The organism is Halobacillus dabanensis (assembly GCF_900114165.1).
In the GTDB taxonomy this organism is placed as follows: domain Bacteria; phylum Bacillota; class Bacilli; order Bacillales; family Halobacillaceae; genus Halobacillus; species Halobacillus dabanensis.
Genome location: NZ_FOSB01000001.1, coordinates 553,889 through 571,984 on the forward strand (window position 1 = coordinate 553,889; position 18,096 = coordinate 571,984).

An 18,096-nucleotide genomic window follows, 5' to 3' on the forward strand; every position below is an offset into this window, starting at 1 on the left:
TCGATTTTTCCTGAAGAAGCAGTTCACTTTGATAAATGGGGGATGGAATACAATATGAAATGTCTATGTGAACAAGGAGTAACAAATGAATTAAAAGTGGAGGGAGACGTGGGTGCAGATCCTATTTGGTGTAATCGCTGTCACTGTAACCTTGACATAGAAGAAGTTCCAATTGAACTGGATTTGAAGTTGGAGTTAATGAAATGGATTAAGAAGTATGGTGATTGGATGGATTGGGATGAAGATAAAATAGTTCCTAGCGGCGTCGAACTGGAAATAGAGCATAATAAAAAAGGATGGAAACTAACAGAAAAAGTACAGAAACAACTGGAAGGTAAATATAAAGTTTCATTTTCACCTTCGACATTTGCGAATACATATAAATAGAATAAAGATTATGTAATTACTACGGAAAGAGGGTTTTTATGAAGGTTACGGATTACTCACAAATAGCTGAAGTTTATGATAGGAACCAATTTAGATTGGAAGAAGTAAAAGTAGATACAGATTTAGAAAATTACATACAAAATAACCCTAAATCATCCTACAGTTTCCTGGATCTAGCTTGTGGAACAGGTATTTACCTTGATCACCAATACCATTCTTTTAAGGGATTTAACATTGACTGGCACGGGCTTGATGCCTCACAAGCTATGCTGAAGGAAGCGGAAGACAAAGTGGAAAATGTAGCATTTGAGAAAGGACTTGCGGAAAGCATGCCTTATGAAGATGAGTCCTTTAATGTCATTACGAATAACTATGCTTTTCATCATTTTGTGGGGAAAGAGAAAGTGCTGGACGAAATCCATCGAGTCTTAAAAAGAGATGGTGTTTACAAATTACATAATATCGATATCTACGGAATGAAAAATTGGTGGATTTATCATTACTTTCCATCTGCATTATTAGAGGATTACAAGCGGTTTTGGCGTAAAGAAGTTATATTCAGAGAGCTATCTCAAAGAGGTTTTGATGTCAGGATAGATTGTACGTATCAAATGGAAAATATCAAAATAGCTGACTATTTAGGCCACGTGGAAAACAGGGACATATCTGTACTCACCCTCATTGATGACGAGGAATATAATCAGGGACTTTATTGGATGAAGCAAGATTTAGAAAGATCTCCTGAAAAGAAGGTTACTAATGACTTTTCAGAGTTGATTTGTATAGCTCGAAAAAAGTGAGCTTTCTTAAGAGACTGGATAATTTTCAACGGACGTTATTATCTTGAAACTGAGTCTTAAACAAAAGGGTGCAATTCTATATATACAACTTTTACTATTCCTTATAGAACTTATGGATGGATGGAATAAAATTTTCCCATGAAAACGCTTGTTTTAATAATCCAAGTTCCGTGCTACGATGGAAATATTCTTTAGAAGAGGTGAGTATAGATGAGTAGAGTCGAGACGAGAACAAAATTAGATTTGGAGAAGGTCATCTTCATTGGTAGAACATATGAAGAATACATGGACATGTTTTTACTATCAGAAGAAGAGTTGAAAGGGAAGAAAGTATTAGATTGCCCATCTGGAGCGTGTTCGTTTACAGCGGTAGGTCAATCGAGAGGGTTGGATATTACCGCATCTGATATTGCCTATGATCACTCTGCAGAAGATCTTAAAGCTAAGGGGCAAGAGGATATTCAACATGCCATGGCTCATATGGATAAGGCTAAAACTAATTACGTTTGGAAGTATTTTGAGGACATCGATCAGTTAAAAGAACATCGGGAAAAAGCTTTACTTGATTGCACTGAAGATATGAAAAAGAATAGCGAACGATATACACAAGTTCATTTACCTTCCCTGTTATTTAGTGATAATGAGTTTGACATCCTTTTATCTGCGCACTTCTTATTTACTTATGCAGATCGTCTGGATTTACTATTTCACATAGACACTCTTAAAGAATTACTTAGAGTAACAAAAGAGGAAGTAAGAATATTCCCTTTGGTTGATTTACAAGGAAATAGATACGAACATTTGGGTCATGTTATAGAATACTTGAAGGATAATGGATATTCAGTCAAAGAAATAAGTGTTCCATACGAGTTTCAAAAAGGTGCCAATACGATGTTAAAGGTGAGTGAAAGGCATTAAGCCGCGAGGGCGACGTACTACGTTGTCCTCTTGTTCTATACTCAAACTTTTACAAGATACAATCCAATATGAGGACGGATCTATTATTTTCGTGGCTTCCGCATAAGAGGGAAAATAGGCTAAAATAGTAGAATGAGTGGGAGTAAAATACATAGTGCTGCAAAACGAAATAATATTTCATATACATAAAAAGCCCTCGAAGCAAAACTGTTACTTTGAGGGCTTTTTCATGTTGGAGATTTCTCAGTCTAAAGTTGTAGGAAAATTCCATACTTTCATTGAGGTGCCTCATTCATTCCTATTGGTAAGATGGATTTACGAAATTATCTTTTTAGGAGATGGCAGCCATGAAGTTGTATAAAGAGTTATTGACCAATAAAAATTTTTTATTAATAACTGCAGGGAGGCTTTTCAAACGGAGTGCATTAACCCTGTTTACATTAGAACTCATCTGGCTGACTATGGAATTGACCAGCAATTCGCCTTTGTATTTATCCATCATGACGATGGCAGAGACGTTACCATTTATTATTTTTGGCCTCTATGGTGGAGCGAAAGCAGATAAATGGAACAAGAAAAAAGTGATGGTAATAGGTAACAGTTGTAGTGCATTGTTATTGTTAAGTATTCCTTGTTTGAATGCTGTCAACTTATTGAATTACTATACCCTTCTGATGATTGCCATTGCGATCACCATCTTCAGTTGTTTTTCCGAACCTTGTTACCGAGCAATACTTCCGGAATTACTGTCTAAAACGAAGTTAAAAGAAGCAAATGCACTTTTAGATTCCGTCCAAAGAGGCGTTACTATATTTGTTCCAGCATCCATCGGACTCCTCCTTAAGTTCTTTTCGGAAATTCATTTATTCAGCCTGGCTTTCCTATTGATGGCGACGGCTGTGGCTTTTCAACTTATGGTTGAATATCGCCCATTCAATCATTCTGCTGAGGAAACTCAAATAAAGAGCACGACGTTCCATGGTATAAAGGATAGTTTGAGTTTTCTAAAAGGCCATCCGGAAATTACTTTTATAATTGCAGGGCAAGGATTAAGCATTTTAATTAATACAGGCTTGTGGAGGGTCGGTTTACCGATTTATCTTGAAGGTTACTTAAATGAAAATATTACCACTTTTGGTTACATAACCGGGATGATGGGAGTCACCTCTTTTATTACCTCCTTGGCATTGGGGATATCAAAAAAATACAACCCTCGGGTAGTTTTCAACGTTGGAATGGGGTTGTGGGGATTAGGACTGCTTATGATCGGAACACTTCCTACCATGCCGATCATTTACATAGCTACTATTTTAATCGGAGTGGGTCAGGCCTCGGAAGGTTTATCTCGGGTGGTTATCCTTCAGGAAAAAGTCCCTGCTAATATGCTCGGCAAAGTGTTTAGTACCTCGTCTTCTATAAATTATACCAGTGATACGATTTCATTAGGGGCAGTAAGCTCTCTTCTAGGACTTTTCACAATCGCAACGCTTTTTAGTGGGGGAGGGACTCTCATTTTAATGATTGGGTTACTGGGTGCTGTTTTTGGAAGGGTCCATAAAAATGGCAGGAGGCATCTTCAAACAAAAAAATCAGGGTGATAATGAATTGGATTTCAGCGCACTGGTTAGTGTTATTAGATGCTAACGGATCCGTTTAATTTTATAAGGAGGGAGTAGTTTGCAAGGGTATAATGTTTTGATGATATACAACAAAGATATGGATCAATTGTTAATGTGCAAACGTCTAAAGAATCCATATAAAGGATTAAGTAATTTAGTTGGAGGAAAAATCGAAACCGAAGAAACAGGAATAGAATCTGCTTATAGAGAACTTACTGAAGAAACAGCTATTTCAAAAGAGGACATTATCTTTCATCACTTAATGGATTTAAAATATTTTAGCAAAATTGTTATGTGGAAGGATATGTTGGCAGATTAAAACGAGATGTAGATGTTCAGGTGATGAGAATGTTTATACTGGTCTGATTTGAATGAAGACTTTTTTGATATGTCTTCATATGCTGGAGAAGGTAATATTGGTCATATGGTTGAACAAGTAAATATGGTAAAAGATAATTTATTTTATGATGAAAAATACATTGGAGAGTAGCCAGATCATTACTATTTTCCTTATTGAACTAACGGAGGCCTAGCGAAATAGAAAAATTAAAGTGAGGAATTTATATGAAGCAATTAACATTCCATGAGCTACAGAGTTACCTATCACTAAAATACAAAGAAGGAGGAACTTCCTCTGCCTTGTTTATGAAACTTGTAGAAGAAATTGGCGAGGTAGCTGAGGTACTTAACCAGTTAGAAGGTCGAAAGGAAAATTCAGGGAACACTTCTTTAGAGAAAGAGTTAGTTGATGTTATTCACTACGCAGTGGCCATTGCGAGCATAAACAATATTGATTTAACAGATGCCATTATTAACAAGGATAAACAAGCTGCAATTAAATATAATCAATCTCCAAATTTAGAAGAGTTTTTATGAGTAAAAAATGAAGAATATTAGTATGAAAGTACAGAAAACGGGTGGCAAAAGTAAAAAGACCCCCAAGATTTTTTCGCACTCAATTCTTAAACAATCATGAGCAATAGCTGAAGATTATATAGAAGATCTTCGGCTTTTTTCCTATGCGCTAAATTTACATAATATTGGAAATCGTTTAAAATTGTAAGGGAGGGAGAAGATAGTATGAATAAAAATAGTTTGGCGGAAAGATTTAATGATTTCGTGGTCTTAGAATGTGAAGGGTCCAGCGAATTCTATAGACGTTTGGCCTCAGAGATAGCTGAAGATGATGACTTATTAGAATTATGTCTGAATGCAAGAGAAGGACAACCTGTTCCAAATTTACTCTTGGGTGCGGTACATTATTTACTTCTTAAAGGGACTGATCATCAACTCCAGGAATATTACCCGAGCATAGTAAAAGAACCCCAAAAAGACAGCCATTTGTTCGAGACATTTAAAGACTTTTGTTTCAGAAACACAAGCAAAATAAAGAACATTTTAAAGAATAAACGTGTACAAACCAATGAAGTCCGCCGTTGTGCTTATTTATACCCCATATTCGGATTCATCTATCAACAAACCAACAAACCATTATCCCTTATTGAAATAGGAACAAGTGCGGGGCTTCAGCTTTTGTGGGATCAGTATTCTTATTCCTATGGAAATGAACAGGTCTATGGTAATAAAGATTCTTATGTCCATTTAATATCCAACGTTCGTGAAGGAGAAGTTCCAACTCATTTGCTATCATCCATCCCTCCAGTAAATGATCGAAGAGGAATGGATTTACATGTTAGTGACCTTACAAACATAGAAGATTACTTATGGTTGAAAGCTCTAATATGGCCGGAGCATGAGGACCGACTTTCGAACTTTGAAGCTGCTGTAAAACAACTAAGATTACACCCTCCTCACCTTATTGAAGGGGATGGTGTTGGACTATTGACTGAAGTAATCGAAGAAATACCAACTGATACAACACTTTGCATTTTTCATACACATGTAGCTAATCAGATGCCGAACACAGTTAAGGAGAGTTTGATACATAAAGTGAAGGAAATAGGGAATCAGAGGGATGTTTTTCATATTTACAATAATATGGAGGATAGGAACTTGCATGTAGATTCAGTCGTAAACGGAGAATTTAAAAAAAGAACAGTTGGTGGAACGGATGGACATGGTCGATGGTTTGATTGGAAACTATCAAATGAAGATTTAGCATAACTTTTCAATAATGGGGCGATAGCTTGGAGAGTACTCGGCCTTATTACATAAGCATAAGGGATGATGAATTTCGTTTTTTATTATTGGTGCAGGTTATTATTTGGTCTATGCTTGATTAAAAAGGTAGATGGGGTAGACTAACAGTTTAATTGATTAACGTAGTACAAAAGCACTCTCTTTAAACAGTTAAATCGGTTTATACAGTTTGTGTTACTAATGGTATAAACTAGTAATTATATCTTATAAACTAGGGGGTAAATAATGAAAAAGACATTAATGAGTGGTATGGCAGCCATTACGATGCTTGCTGCGCCTATAACGGCGGCAGCAGAAGCGCCGAAATGGCACAATGTCAATGTAAACGAAACTCTGAAGGAGGAAGATGGCAGCCTTTTTAACAATGAGAACTATGAATTTTTGAAGTACTCGAAGGTAGACGACAAACTTGCGGAAATTGCTAAACATAGTAATCGGATTACAGTAGAAAGTTCAGCGGAATCTTCCGGTGGTCATGACCTTTATACGGTAACCATTTCCGATCCAACCTCCAAAGGGAAATATGGGTATCAAAAATCATTGCGAAAGAAGATGTTCAAGAACTCTGAAAAGGCTCAGGCATTTATTGAAAAACACCCTGACTTTAAAGTGCCGGTGATGATTAATGCGTCTATTCATGGCACTGAGTTTGTGGGTTCAGATGCTGCGCTGCAATTGATTGAGCGTTTTGCAACAGCCAATGATCAACAAACGAAGAATCTGCTTGAAAATCATATTCTTATTTTTAATGTGGTAGCTAATCCTGACGGTCGGATTGATGCGACACGTTTTAACAGCAATGGCATTGACTTGAATCGGGATTTTATTACACAATCTCAAGCGGAAACCAAACATACAGTTGAGTTGATCAAAGAGTGGAATCCAATGGTCTTCCTTGATTTGCATGGCTATGTGAAAAGTTATGGCGGCCCAGATCAGCCAGGTTTAATCGAGCCGTGTACACCACCGCACAATCCGAACTACGAGTATGATCTATTTTCGAAATGGGCGCTAGATCAGGCTGAAGCCATGGAAGGAAGCATTGTAGAAAACCGTACAGACTATGAAAATACAAATACTGATGCTTCAGGTGTCGACTATCAATCGATGACAGGTACATATATTCCGCAGCGGGATGATCAAGCAGGATGGGATGATTATCCACCGATTTTCACACCGATGTATGCGATGTATCACGGGGCTTATGGGTATACGCTTGAAGCACCGACGAATGATTGGGATGGCGTCCAATGGCATTATGATACAGTTATGGGAGCGCTTGAATTTTCCAATGATAACAAAGAACAAATGATCAAAGACCAAATCGAAGTATTCAAACGAGGCATCCAATTTGATCACCCATACCATAAGGAAGGGTTCTTCCCGCAAGCGTATATTTTACCAGTAGATGAAACAGACCCAACGGCAACCGAAAAAGCAGTTGAGCATCTGATGTTCAATGACATTGATGTCTCTGAGGCGAAGAAAGCATTCGAATATGAAGGTGTCTCGTACCCGGCGGGAACGTATATCGTAGACATGAGTCAGGCGAAAGCTGGACTTGCGAACACGATGCTGTGGGATGGAGAAGATATTACCGATCGCACACCATCTATGTATGATATCTCTGCCTGGAATTTACCAGAATTATGGGGTTTTGAAGCGGTAGAGGTTGAAGCTGACAGCTCCTTTAATGTAAAGACTAACGACGTGAAAAAAGTAAAAGCCGATGGGGAGTTAAACGGAAACGGTCCATATGTGATTCCTAACTCTTCTGTAAAAGCTATTAATCTAGTTAACACTTTGGTAAAGAACGGATTTAAAGTGACCATGGATGGTGAGCAATTCTATGTGGATGCAAACAAATCGCCGGAATTGAGAAAACTTGTGGAGGCGTCTGGCATCACCGTCAAATCGGTCGAGGCTGTTGATGGTGAGCCATTAACTTCTCAGAAGGTAACGATTCTAAAAGACGGCGGGATGAACAAAGGTCAATCTCACGCAGGCACACGTTTAGCTTTGGAACGATTAGGGTTTGAAGTACAGGAAATCACCCCAAGAGAACTGGCAGAAAAAGGATTAGGAGATACAGAGGTCTTTTTCTACAGTGGCACGTCTAACTTGATTTCGTATGATAATTGGACTCCGAACGCTGAATTTGGTCTCGAAAATGAGGCACAGTATAATGCCTTTAAAGATAACATCCACTCCTTTGTTGAAGATGGAGGGAAATATATTGCTGTTGGAGCTGGCGCTTCCGATGCCGCTACGCAACTGGGGCTGACGGATGTCACCGTTCATAAAGGTAGCAATAATAGTAATGGGATCGTCCGAGTGAATTACGATTCTGTTTCCCTAACTTCTGGTTATGCAGAAACTGATTATGGTTTCGTCTATAGCCCTGTTTGGTATTCGGATGTGGAAGGAGTAGATGTCCATGCCACTTATAAAGACAGCAGTAACTTCTTTATGGCGGGACACTGGGAAGACCGCGCTGATGCCCAAGGGCAGCCGGTCATCATTAAAGAACAGGATCAAGACGTAACGCTTATTGGACTTGAAGCAGGCTTCCGTGATCACACGGATTACTTATTCCGCCTCTTCTCAAACGCCATTTACACCAAATAGCAATTAGGTATATCTACCACTTTCAATCAACCAGACTCTGGATGATTGAAAGTGGTGTTTTTTGGTGAAATATCAATCGGTTATCCATTTAATCGAGTCTTCAAAAGTTGTGGGCGATTATTCCAAAAGAATAGTTGCCTTTTCTTTACTTAAGAATTGGGCAGGAATATGGAAGTTTCGGGATAATATAGGAGTTAATTGGATATAGGGGATTTTTTGGTCTATTAAAATAGAATATACCGGAAAGCTTTATGTATTTGAAAGAGCCATTCTTAACAAAAGAAGGCTCTTTTTTAATTGACTAAAAACATTGAACATATCGTTCTAATAATATAGAATATATGCAGGAGGGGTAATATGGAATTATTTTCTGCAGGGACCAAGATCTCTAGAGAGAAATATAGTGTTGAAGTCAAATGCTCTCTTTTATGGGAATCAGCTTTAGGTATAGCAGCTATAACCAATGAATCTTTGATTAATACGTTAGAAATATCGAAAAAGAATAGAAAATCAATCGAACAAGCATTATCACCGATGATGGTGGAGCATCTCGAATATGTAAAAGAACACAACACTTGGAAGACACTTCTCCAGATTCTTCACCAGGAAGACTTTGAACATCTGACTTCTTTTATAGACTATGTAAATAGCTTATCCTCAAAACGTCTAAAGTCTATTGCAATTCCTTACTTAGGGGAGGAATACAATGATTTGATAAGTGAACTATTGGAAGGGTCTGAGAAAGGACTAAAAAAGTTGCAAAAAATCACAAAAAATCATCCCTTTCTTCCAAGTTACCTTAAATATATAAGGGACGTTTCCGCTGAGGAATTAAAGAGTCACTTAGTTGAAGTTATGGCTGGATGGTTTGAAACAGTGATTGAACCTGAAAAAGATAAGCTGAGCGCAATACTTTTAACGGACAAGGATTCCAAAGAAAATATGCTCAACAATTTAGAACCGGAGGAATTTATTGAGTGGGCTACGGATGGTATTAAATATGCACCTGAACCAAATGTGCATAAGGTCATTCTCATACCTCATTATTTTTACAGACCATGGAACGTGGAAGCAGATCTGGATGGTGTTAAAGTATTTTATTATGCGGTGGCAAATGAAAGTATCTCCAATGAGAAGTTTGTTCCGAATAAACAATTGGTCCAAAGATATAAAGCATTAGGAGATGAAACACGTTTAAAAATACTGAAGATGATAAAAGAGGAGCATTTATCTCTGCAGGAATTAACGGCTGAACTGAAGTTAGGCAAAACAACCGTTCATCATCACTTGAAAATCTTAAAGTCAGCAAGGTTGGTAACTCAGGTTTCAAACAACAAATATGACATTAATCAAAGCGCCATTGATTTCTTACCTACCGATTTAAGCCTGTATCTGGATAGTGAATAAAAAGGGGAGAAGCTTATGAATCATTCAGACGTACAAGTGGAATCGAAAGAGAAAGTTCCTGAGTTCAAAAAGAATTTTCAAGTATATAGATTTATTGGCGGTAACTTGGTTTCCTTCTTCGGCGATCAAATATATTTGATTGCACTCCCTTTGATTGTATTGGCTATCACCGGATCACCGCTGAGCATGGGGATAGTAGCAGCTCTCGAGCGATTGCCTATTCTCATCCAGCCCTTTACTGGAGTATTGGCTGATAATTTTAATCGGAAAAGAATCCTGTTGCTTTGTGATTCAGGTAGATTTCTAACGGTTGGTCTCTTAGGTTTTTTATACATAATAAACCACTTAACCATTTGGGAAATATATGTTGGGGCGTTACTCGTAGGCTTGTTAACCCAGATATATAACACTTGTCAATTTGCTTCCATTCCAAAACTGGTCCGAAAAAAAGATCTACAGCTGGTTAATTCCATAAACACAGGCATATTTCAAACGGCAGTATTTATTGCACCTGGGTTAGGAGGAATCATAATCAGTATGTTTAATCCTGGTATAGGGTTAATTATGAACAGCTTTTCCTTTTTGGTGGGTTTTGTAGTTGTATTAAGTCTTAGAATAGATGATAGGATACAAAAAGATAGAATGACCAGGGCAAAAGTATTTACAGATATAAAGGAAGGGTTCAAGTTCGTTATTGCGGTGAAACCAATTTTTTACACCAATTTAGCTATGCTCTTTTCCATCTTTGGAACCACTCTTTTCTTAACAATGCTAGTCATACACTTGAAATCCACCGTAAGTTTAGATGCTGTGCAAATAGGTTACCTTCTCTCGATCGGTGGTATTGCCGCTATTGGTGGCGCTTTAACTACTAATTGGTTGAAAAAACACTTTTCTTACAGAAGCATTCTTTTTTCTGCTGGTGTTATAGGAGGATTTTCCATAATCGCTTTTGCAATGGATGACTCATTCCTATGGTTGGCACTAATGAATGCCATAGGTACTGTTTCTGCGTCAATCATGAGTCCATGCATTGTCACTATACGCCAAAATCTCAGCCCGGATCATCTTTTGGGGCGTGTTCAAGCTACGAGTCGCTTTATGACATGGGTATCAATGCCAGTGTCAGCGTTAGTTGCAGGGATCGTAGCAGAGCAATTCGGTACTACTTTTACTTTGCTAGTAGGTGGAGTGATTGCTACTATTGCTTCCTTCATCTATTTACATCCGTCTTTAAAAACTGCTTGATTAAGTGCGATACTAATAAGATTACTGTGATTCCCATAAAAGGTTATGCCAACGATTAGAAGCAGCAGAAAAAGCGTCTCTTTATAGGAGCTTTTCATGATGGATTGCGCCAACCATCTACCCGGTTTAATTTTACACTGGAAAAAGTGAAAAGCCTTAACTGGGTTCACTTAATAAAGGAGGGGTATATAATGACTATGCTTGTATTCAGTGGTCTATCTATACTTATTTTGTTAGGCGCATTATTAAGCTATTTTACAGCAAAGCAAGGTTTGAGGAAAAATAAAAAGGTGTTGGAAAATGTTTTTTTAGCAACTTGCGTCATTATTTTCTTTGGTCTCGTCAGTGCCTTGTTATGGTTCAAGTATGCAGGACCAATCAGTGAATTCTTATTATTTGGTGGAATCATCTTCATCATTGGAATCACTTTAACCTTTATAGTTATTCTTGCTGTAACTTTATTAGTAAGAAAAAGAAAATTTATTCAAAGTACGGGAGCTTATATGGAATCTTAGCCGTGACGAAAGGGTTTTTTGATTGTTAAAAAAAGTAATATCTTTGGTTTGTTTAGCAATTGTTGTGTTGGTTTTTGGAATGGTGGTAACTACACCATCCGAAGCAGCTTTTAATAGTTGGGTATCAGAAAAACACCATATTAATTGTGAATCAGATGGAAGTTGTTTGAATGGAGAAAGCCAAATAAGGTTTCGTTCCTCCCATTTTAAAAACGCTGGACTATTTGCATCGCAGGAACTAAAATTTGAAGATCCACATGGAGGGGAGAAAATAGTTAGAACTTTAGGGGTATTCGGTCAGCTAATTGAGATGGAGAAGAGTAAATTATGGGATATACTCAATTAGTTTTTCTTTAACTGAACTGTAAATTCATCTCTCGAAATCAAGGCTTAAACAAACGGCTTTCCTTATAATAGGAAGGCCTTATTTTTTGGACGATATCACTATCAAACTTCTTTAATAAAACCTTTTTGAAGGCTGGTCATTCATTCGTTTCCGAAGGGGTGTGTGCTTTCTGACTCCAGCGTTTATATAATTTTGCCGATTGGAATAAACTATCTCCATAAAGGAGTTGGTAGCGTGGATGTTAATGGGAAAATCATTAGGGGAGAGTTTGATCGTATCAACGATGAATTTGTTTTAAATCAAGTGAAGCACTTTACGACTCAATCCACCCTTAATAAAGACCAATTGGATGCGATTTATGACTATTTGGATAATCATAAAGAGGAACGAGATGGTCAAATCCTTACATTGAATGAACAAATGCTGATTCGGTTGAGTCAAAAAGAGTCGAGTCAATTTATAGAAGACTTAAATCAAATTCGTGACTTGTACCGATAAATTTGATAAAGGATGGTGCATCCTCAAAATATATCCGTTAATAGGGTATGGACATTCCACAGTAACTTACTTAGTATGAAAAAGGGAAAATTTGTATGCAATATATTTAGATCTTTAAAATAATACGCCCCTCCGAATATTTTCCCTGAAGATTTAATAAGCGAAACGGCAGTCTTACGGCTGCCGTTTCGCTTATTAATTAAATCCAACCCTCCAGGATCTTCTTCTAAGATTTTTCTCCGTTTCTTCTTAATTTATCAACTGCCTTCATTTAATAAATTCTGTCCATGACCTATAAGGGGAAAAAGTCTTCTTTTTTTAACAATTAGCACATATTTATTCTCGATGTTTGGAAACTTTCTGGTTCAAGATACCCCTTCTAACTAGGATACGAATGTTAACAGGAAATTTATCGCTCTTATGGACGATTTGATTAGTAGGGAAGTATTTGTTACTCTATTTTTTGTTGCAAGAAACGACAATTTTTTTATATGAATGATCAAGCGTAATGAGGTGGGTAAACAGCTTTCTTTATTTGACTTTAGAGATATAAAATGAGGAGTGATTTTGTGAATAAAAAGATATCTACCGGGATTGCTGTCTTTTTTGTTCTATATACGATTGTTAGTTTATTCGAATACATTGGGTAGAACCGATTGGACAACGCCATTCCAAAGAGGTACTTAAGTCTATAATGGTCAACACTATCAAAAATGAAAAATGAACCACACAGAGTTGACCTGCATGAAGAACATTTTCACTTTCAATGAACGGTTAGCTTTGGATGGGGTGATTCTACTTACGGAAATGATTACCCAAGGGTATGACTAAGGAAGGAAGAACGGATTCATTCCAATCAAAGCTGCCTCTATTCACTTATAAGACGACTGGATATTTTATGATTTTTTAAGACCACTCCTCAGTAACTGAGCTTAGGGGTGGTCTTTTTTCCTGCTTAATAACAATGATTTTCCGAAAGAAGGAAAAAAGCGGCGCATATTCCAACACAAAATCATGGTTAAAGGGCATAGCTCCTTCATCCAAATACATATTTTCTGAAAAAGGCTTACACATGTAAAAATTCCTCTACCAATCCAATCATTTGCCCCAAGTGAACTTTACATACACCATGACCAATTTGAACTTATCCAGCCAAATAAAACCTTCTTACTTTGGGAAACATTAGGAAGAGGTGATTTTATGGATAAAGATCAATTGAAACTCACATCAGCTGAAATAGGAACATTGTGGGGAGAGTATGTAAATGGATCGGCTATCGATGTTGTGAACAAATATATGCTGTCCATTATAGAAGATGAGAAGATAAAACAAATCTTTGAAGATGCAATAAAAGTTTCAGGTAAGCAAAAGCAGCAAACAAAACGGTTTATTGAGAACGAAGGATTCCCTGTTCCCGTTGGATTTTCAGAATCAGACCTCAATAAAGGAACCGATCGATTGTTTTCTGACATATTCTGTTTACACTATTTGCATATTATGACACTGCACGGCTTAATAGGACATACTACAGCACTTAGTTCCTCTGTCAGAAAGGATTTAAGATTATTTTATGAACAAACAAGTAATGAGGCTATGACTATGTATCAGCAAACGACTGATTTACTATTGGAGAAAGGGCATTTTCAAAGGGATCCTTACTTTTACCCCGAAAAAGTACCTGAATTTGTTTCAGGTCAAAAATTTGTTAATGGGTTTACAGGAAATAAACGGCCTCTAGCTGCTACAGAAATAATTGCTGTATCCCTTAATTTGAAGAAGAAAATATTGGAAAAGTCACTTTCTATAGGATTTAGCCAAGTGGCCCAATCAAAAGACGTTAGGAAATTTTTAGAGAGTATGCAAAATGCATCCGACAAACAAATTCAATCACTGGGAAATATATTGAAAGGAGATAACCTGCCTGTTCCAATGTCTTGGGAGTCAGAGGTTACTTCTTCTAAGGATTCTCCTTTTTCAGACAAATTAATGTTGTACCACATGGGTTTCCTATTACAATCTTCCCAATCATACCATGGGGCAGGTCTAGCATCCGCAATGCGAGTAGATATAGTAACTGCTTATGAAAAAATCATATTAAAAAATATAATGATTACAAAAGAATGGTTTAATTTAATGACCAAATATAAATGGTTGGAACAGCCGCCACTTGCCCCAAACAGAAAGGAACTATCAGAAGATAAGTAAATAGAGCTAATGGAAGAAAAGGAATAGCGAATTAGGTGAAGTGATGGGAATAGGATGTTCTGAAAAAAGTAAGAAATTAGAAGTTTTATTATGGAGTATTGCTTTTCCGGGGTTTGGACAATTGCTAAATGGAAAATATATAAAAGGATTTTTGTTAATTATCTTAGAGATTCTTGTTAATGTAATGGGAAACTTTAATAAAATCATTATGTTGAGTTTTCATTTTAGGCTGGAGGAAGCGATCGCCGAAACCAACTATATGTGGCTGATGTTTTATCCTTGTTTATATTTCTTTTCTATTTGGGATGCATATAAGGATGCGGGTGGGGGGATGGACAAACCCTTTGCCTATTTGCCTTTTGTATTTTCGGCCTATTTTGTTACAGCCGGCCTTATATTTTCATCCGAATTCACATTTTTTGGATACTTCATTGGTCCATTATGGCTGCCCATGTTATTTTTGCCGATTGGTTTAGGTACAGGGGTAATCATAAGAAGAGTATTGTTGAAAAAATATTCAAAGGAATCAATCTAAGCATTTATTTTAAATAAAGAAAGATCATGGTTAGGAAAAGTTGTATTTTGTACGAAAAACATAAGCACTCCAAGCCAATAATTAAAAAAGAAAATAGGGGCGGATACGGGGATACATATTATTCGCTCCTTCCAGCATGGGTTATGGAGGCTATAAGTGTCTGTAGTTTTTGGTTCAGTAGATGGATTATGCGGATTGCGAGCAACATCCTTTAACCTTCCTTCGCATTAAGCTAGAAGCTGAACAACAATTAAAAAAAGGAATGCACGCAAATAAGTGCATTCCTTTTCTTATAGAGGAAGTGCTATTACGAGGCATTTCCTCTTTTTTGTCTCTGTTCTTTTATATATTGGACGTTTTGGATCAAGTCCTTTGGTGAAGGGCGTCCGAATGGTCCGGTTTGCTTTTGTTGAAAAATCAGTTCACCGTGTTCGTTAAGGATGAAGGATGCAGGCTCTCCGTGCTGGCCATGATGATTGATAAAGACACCGAACGCATCAGTGATGGAGAAGAATTCATCGGAGAGCACAGGAAAAGATAGTCGTTCTTGTACGACCATTTGTTCCAATGCGTCCTTATCGTCTGCTGAAATTGCTGTCAATGTAAGGTTTTGGGTGTGGAAATCGTTTAATTCCTCTTCCAGTTCCCTAAGTGTGAGTCTGCATTCCAGAGACCAGGATCCCCGGAAGAAGACGACGACATGCCATGCGTCCCTATGTTTTTCCAGATGAGACTCCAATAAGAACTGTTCTCCTGTCACGCCAGGGAGTGTAAAGTTAGGAACCCGATTTCCCAGCTGCAGATCAGCCATAGCCGCTCCTCCTTCATTTGAAACACGATCCCCATCTATACATAAGCAACCGAACAGTTTTGCCGAGTAAACAGTAGTAAGAAAGGGAATGTTTTTTTCCTAGAATAACCAATTTTTCGGATAATTATAACAATAGGTGATGAATTTTTTTAAAATACTATGAAACTTTTTCTATTTCCAAACCGTAATTATAGTAGAAAGGAATAATGAAAGAGTTCTTCCATATGAAAGCAAGTCGCGTAATCTAGGAAGTGGTCTCCTGCAAAAATACATGGAGAATTTTCTTCGGAGGATGGACGTTTCGTGAATTCTGTTCTACTAATCCAGTAGTAAACAGACCGTAGGGATTCTTGTTGGTAAACCCAACAAGAAGGAGGGAGGTTGATGAACATCTATTACCCATCAAAAAAAGATAGTTGGATCGCCGTCATCATCTGGGGAGTGATCGGGATCATGCTTGCTGATGGGATTTTCGGCCTGCAATGGGGTGTTTTCATGGTTCCAGATCCCATTTCTAATCCGCTATTCAAACTGTTGTTCCTCCTGGCTGTCCCGGCTTTGCTCCTTTGGATTTGGTTCGGTACCGGGTATTACATAGATTCTGAAAGTTTGAAAGTCCACTATGGTCCATACAAAAAGCAAATCCGTCTAGAGGAAATCGAAAAGGTCGTACCGAATAGAGACCCTTTCCTTGCTCCCGCATTATCAGCCGATCGGTTAGAAATCCATTATGGTCCTGGAAAGTTTATAAAAGTATCCCCGAAACATAAAGAGGAGTTCTTACAACGGTTGAGAAAAAATATTAAAAAGTAAATCTTAAATCCTATCATTTTTTTACAAATTATGACTATAAACCCATACCAGTATTTTCAAATAATTCCATTCGTGGTACGCTTTTTATAGAGTTGACGATTGTAAGTCGAGTGTACTCGATTTTCGGAGAAAGGTGAGACATCGTGAAGAAATTACTTATATTCCTATTAGTGTTCATTGTCGGTTGCAGTGTTTCAGGTCAAGGTGTCCGTGCATTTGAAGGTCATGTAACAGCAGTGAAACTCGGTGGTCTTGAAGTCGAGTGCTCTTCGGCAGTCAAACGGAATGAAAACAGTGCCGTGACCGAGGAAGGTTATCCATGCCTCGTCCTCGTGCCCCATGATACCCCTGTACTCACGGAAGGTGGGGAAAAAATACAAATGGATGAATTCAGACAACAAGCAAAAGATGAAGAATTGTTAGAAATAAAAGTAACACTTCCAGAAAGTAAAGATATCAATAAAGATCCTGAGAGTCGTAAAGTGAGAGCTTCCGAAATCACGGTTCTCGAATGAATGTCATATACTTAGAAAAAAAGCGAGGGATTGTGATGAAGAGGTTCGGCTTTTATCTCGCCTATAGTCTAGGGATGATCGCTTTTCTTACCGGAGCTTTGACTTATCGGAAACATCTGCAGGAGTGGGCAGAAATGGAATTTGACGTTGTACCGCTTATGATATTCGACCATGTGTATCCTGTCCTTTTCGGCATGCTGTTTGCAACATCTTTCTTATGGAGACGTTACAAAGAAAAACGTCTGAAGGGCTTTGTTTGGGCAGAATTCCTGGCATTAGGTATTCCAAGTCTTTACATCGCACTGACTCCATGGTTATTTTATACAAATGTCCCCATGCTTCCACTGATGAAGTTTTTCGCCACACACCATCTCAACGGACCGACGATGTTCGGATTCATCTTCGGTTTCACCATCATTCACAGCATAAGGAAAAAAACGTGATACGAAAATATTTCCCATCCTTATTCTGCTTTGTTGCTGCCTGCTTGTTATCCTCGTCAAGGGAGGGAGGCTGAGAAAAAAACAGGTGCTGAACTTGAACCCTGATGCGGAAGTTATAATGCTTGAAAATGATACCGTTTTCAAACTGGAGGTTGATTTGTCAGAAGAAAAGAATAGAACGAAAGGTGATAGAGTCGGAAAAGTAAACAAGGTATGGCAAACGTCCTTCTTGAAGGAACCGAGCTTTA

20 protein-coding genes are annotated in these 18,096 nt (G+C 37.7%); 19 read left to right on the forward strand and 1 reads right to left on the reverse strand.

Features of this window, described 5'->3' with window-relative positions:
* The first annotated feature begins 54 nt into the window (after positions 1-54).
* The 16 genes from BMZ58_RS02875 (at position 55) to BMZ58_RS02950 (ending at position 15,266) form a co-directional block, all read left to right on the forward strand.
* Positions 55-387 carry a hypothetical protein gene (locus tag BMZ58_RS02875; protein ID WP_075035019.1) on the forward strand — a complete coding sequence of 111 codons (333 nt, stop codon included), beginning with the start codon at positions 55-57 and terminating at the stop codon, positions 385-387.
* Positions 388-425: 38 nt separating this feature from the next.
* Positions 426-1,187, forward strand: coding sequence for a class I SAM-dependent methyltransferase (locus BMZ58_RS02880; RefSeq protein WP_075035020.1), 762 nt, complete (start codon positions 426-428; stop codon positions 1,185-1,187).
* A 210-nt stretch (positions 1,188-1,397) separates the two neighbouring features.
* Positions 1,398-2,105, forward strand: coding sequence for an SAM-dependent methyltransferase (locus BMZ58_RS02885; RefSeq protein ID WP_075035021.1), 708 nt, complete (start codon positions 1,398-1,400; stop codon positions 2,103-2,105).
* Positions 2,106-2,452: 347 nt separating this feature from the next.
* Positions 2,453-3,703, forward strand: a complete 1,251-nt coding sequence (locus BMZ58_RS02895; protein WP_075035023.1) for an MFS transporter — start codon at positions 2,453-2,455, stop codon at positions 3,701-3,703.
* 79 nt (positions 3,704-3,782) lie between these two features.
* Positions 3,783-4,043, forward strand: a complete 261-nt coding sequence (locus tag BMZ58_RS21410; RefSeq protein WP_244151476.1) for an NUDIX domain-containing protein — start codon at positions 3,783-3,785, stop codon at positions 4,041-4,043.
* A gap of 48 nt (positions 4,044-4,091) precedes the next feature.
* Positions 4,092-4,214, forward strand: coding sequence for a hypothetical protein (locus BMZ58_RS21565; protein WP_279626113.1), 123 nt, complete (start codon positions 4,092-4,094; stop codon positions 4,212-4,214).
* Positions 4,215-4,288: 74 nt separating this feature from the next.
* The gene (locus tag BMZ58_RS02905; protein WP_075035024.1) at positions 4,289-4,600 is read left to right on the forward strand and encodes a MazG nucleotide pyrophosphohydrolase domain-containing protein; all 312 of its coding nucleotides are present in this window, start codon (positions 4,289-4,291) and stop codon (positions 4,598-4,600) included.
* A 204-nt stretch (positions 4,601-4,804) separates the two neighbouring features.
* A complete protein-coding gene (locus tag BMZ58_RS02910; RefSeq protein WP_075035025.1) occupies positions 4,805-5,848 on the forward strand; it encodes a DUF2332 domain-containing protein in 1,044 nt (347 codons plus the stop codon).
* A 261-nt stretch (positions 5,849-6,109) separates the two neighbouring features.
* Positions 6,110-8,512, forward strand: coding sequence for a M14 family zinc carboxypeptidase (locus tag BMZ58_RS02915; RefSeq protein ID WP_208601393.1), 2,403 nt, complete (start codon positions 6,110-6,112; stop codon positions 8,510-8,512).
* Positions 8,513-8,869: 357 nt separating this feature from the next.
* Positions 8,870-9,919 carry an ArsR/SmtB family transcription factor gene (locus BMZ58_RS02920; protein ID WP_075035027.1) on the forward strand — a complete coding sequence of 350 codons (1,050 nt, stop codon included), beginning with the start codon at positions 8,870-8,872 and terminating at the stop codon, positions 9,917-9,919.
* A 15-nt stretch (positions 9,920-9,934) separates the two neighbouring features.
* On the forward strand, positions 9,935-11,167 hold the full coding sequence (locus BMZ58_RS02925; protein WP_075035028.1) for an MFS transporter: 1,233 nt from the start codon (positions 9,935-9,937) through the stop codon (positions 11,165-11,167).
* 191 nt (positions 11,168-11,358) lie between these two features.
* Positions 11,359-11,682, forward strand: a complete 324-nt coding sequence (locus BMZ58_RS02930; protein ID WP_075035029.1) for a hypothetical protein — start codon at positions 11,359-11,361, stop codon at positions 11,680-11,682.
* A 22-nt stretch (positions 11,683-11,704) separates the two neighbouring features.
* Positions 11,705-12,028 (forward strand): hypothetical protein, encoded by a 324-nt coding sequence (locus BMZ58_RS02935; RefSeq protein WP_083412486.1) that lies wholly within the window; start codon positions 11,705-11,707, stop codon positions 12,026-12,028.
* A gap of 234 nt (positions 12,029-12,262) precedes the next feature.
* Positions 12,263-12,526, forward strand: coding sequence for a hypothetical protein (locus BMZ58_RS02940; protein WP_075035030.1), 264 nt, complete (start codon positions 12,263-12,265; stop codon positions 12,524-12,526).
* Between the two features lie 1,200 nt (positions 12,527-13,726).
* A complete protein-coding gene (locus BMZ58_RS02945; protein WP_075035031.1) occupies positions 13,727-14,731 on the forward strand; it encodes a DUF3231 family protein in 1,005 nt (334 codons plus the stop codon).
* A 43-nt stretch (positions 14,732-14,774) separates the two neighbouring features.
* Positions 14,775-15,266 (forward strand): hypothetical protein, encoded by a 492-nt coding sequence (locus tag BMZ58_RS02950; protein WP_075035032.1) that lies wholly within the window; start codon positions 14,775-14,777, stop codon positions 15,264-15,266.
* Positions 15,267-15,573: 307 nt separating this feature from the next.
* Here BMZ58_RS02950 and BMZ58_RS02955 read toward each other — a convergent pair whose 3' ends face one another.
* Positions 15,574-16,077, reverse strand: coding sequence for a peroxiredoxin family protein (locus tag BMZ58_RS02955; protein ID WP_075035033.1), 504 nt, complete (start codon positions 16,075-16,077; stop codon positions 15,574-15,576).
* A gap of 384 nt (positions 16,078-16,461) precedes the next feature.
* On the opposite strand from BMZ58_RS02955, the gene BMZ58_RS02960 reads away from it, so the two are divergent.
* The 3 genes from BMZ58_RS02960 to BMZ58_RS02970 all read left to right on the forward strand — a co-directional run bounded on the left by BMZ58_RS02960 (position 16,462) and on the right by BMZ58_RS02970 (position 17,848).
* A complete protein-coding gene (locus BMZ58_RS02960; protein WP_075035034.1) occupies positions 16,462-16,890 on the forward strand; it encodes a PH domain-containing protein in 429 nt (142 codons plus the stop codon).
* Positions 16,891-17,033: 143 nt separating this feature from the next.
* Positions 17,034-17,405 (forward strand): hypothetical protein, encoded by a 372-nt coding sequence (locus BMZ58_RS02965; protein ID WP_075035035.1) that lies wholly within the window; start codon positions 17,034-17,036, stop codon positions 17,403-17,405.
* Complete coding sequence (locus BMZ58_RS02970) at positions 17,402-17,848, forward strand: hypothetical protein (protein ID WP_075035036.1); 447 nt, start codon at positions 17,402-17,404, stop codon at positions 17,846-17,848. The genes BMZ58_RS02965 and BMZ58_RS02970 overlap by 4 nt, the downstream gene beginning before the upstream one ends.
* The last annotated feature ends 248 nt before the right edge of the window (positions 17,849-18,096 follow it).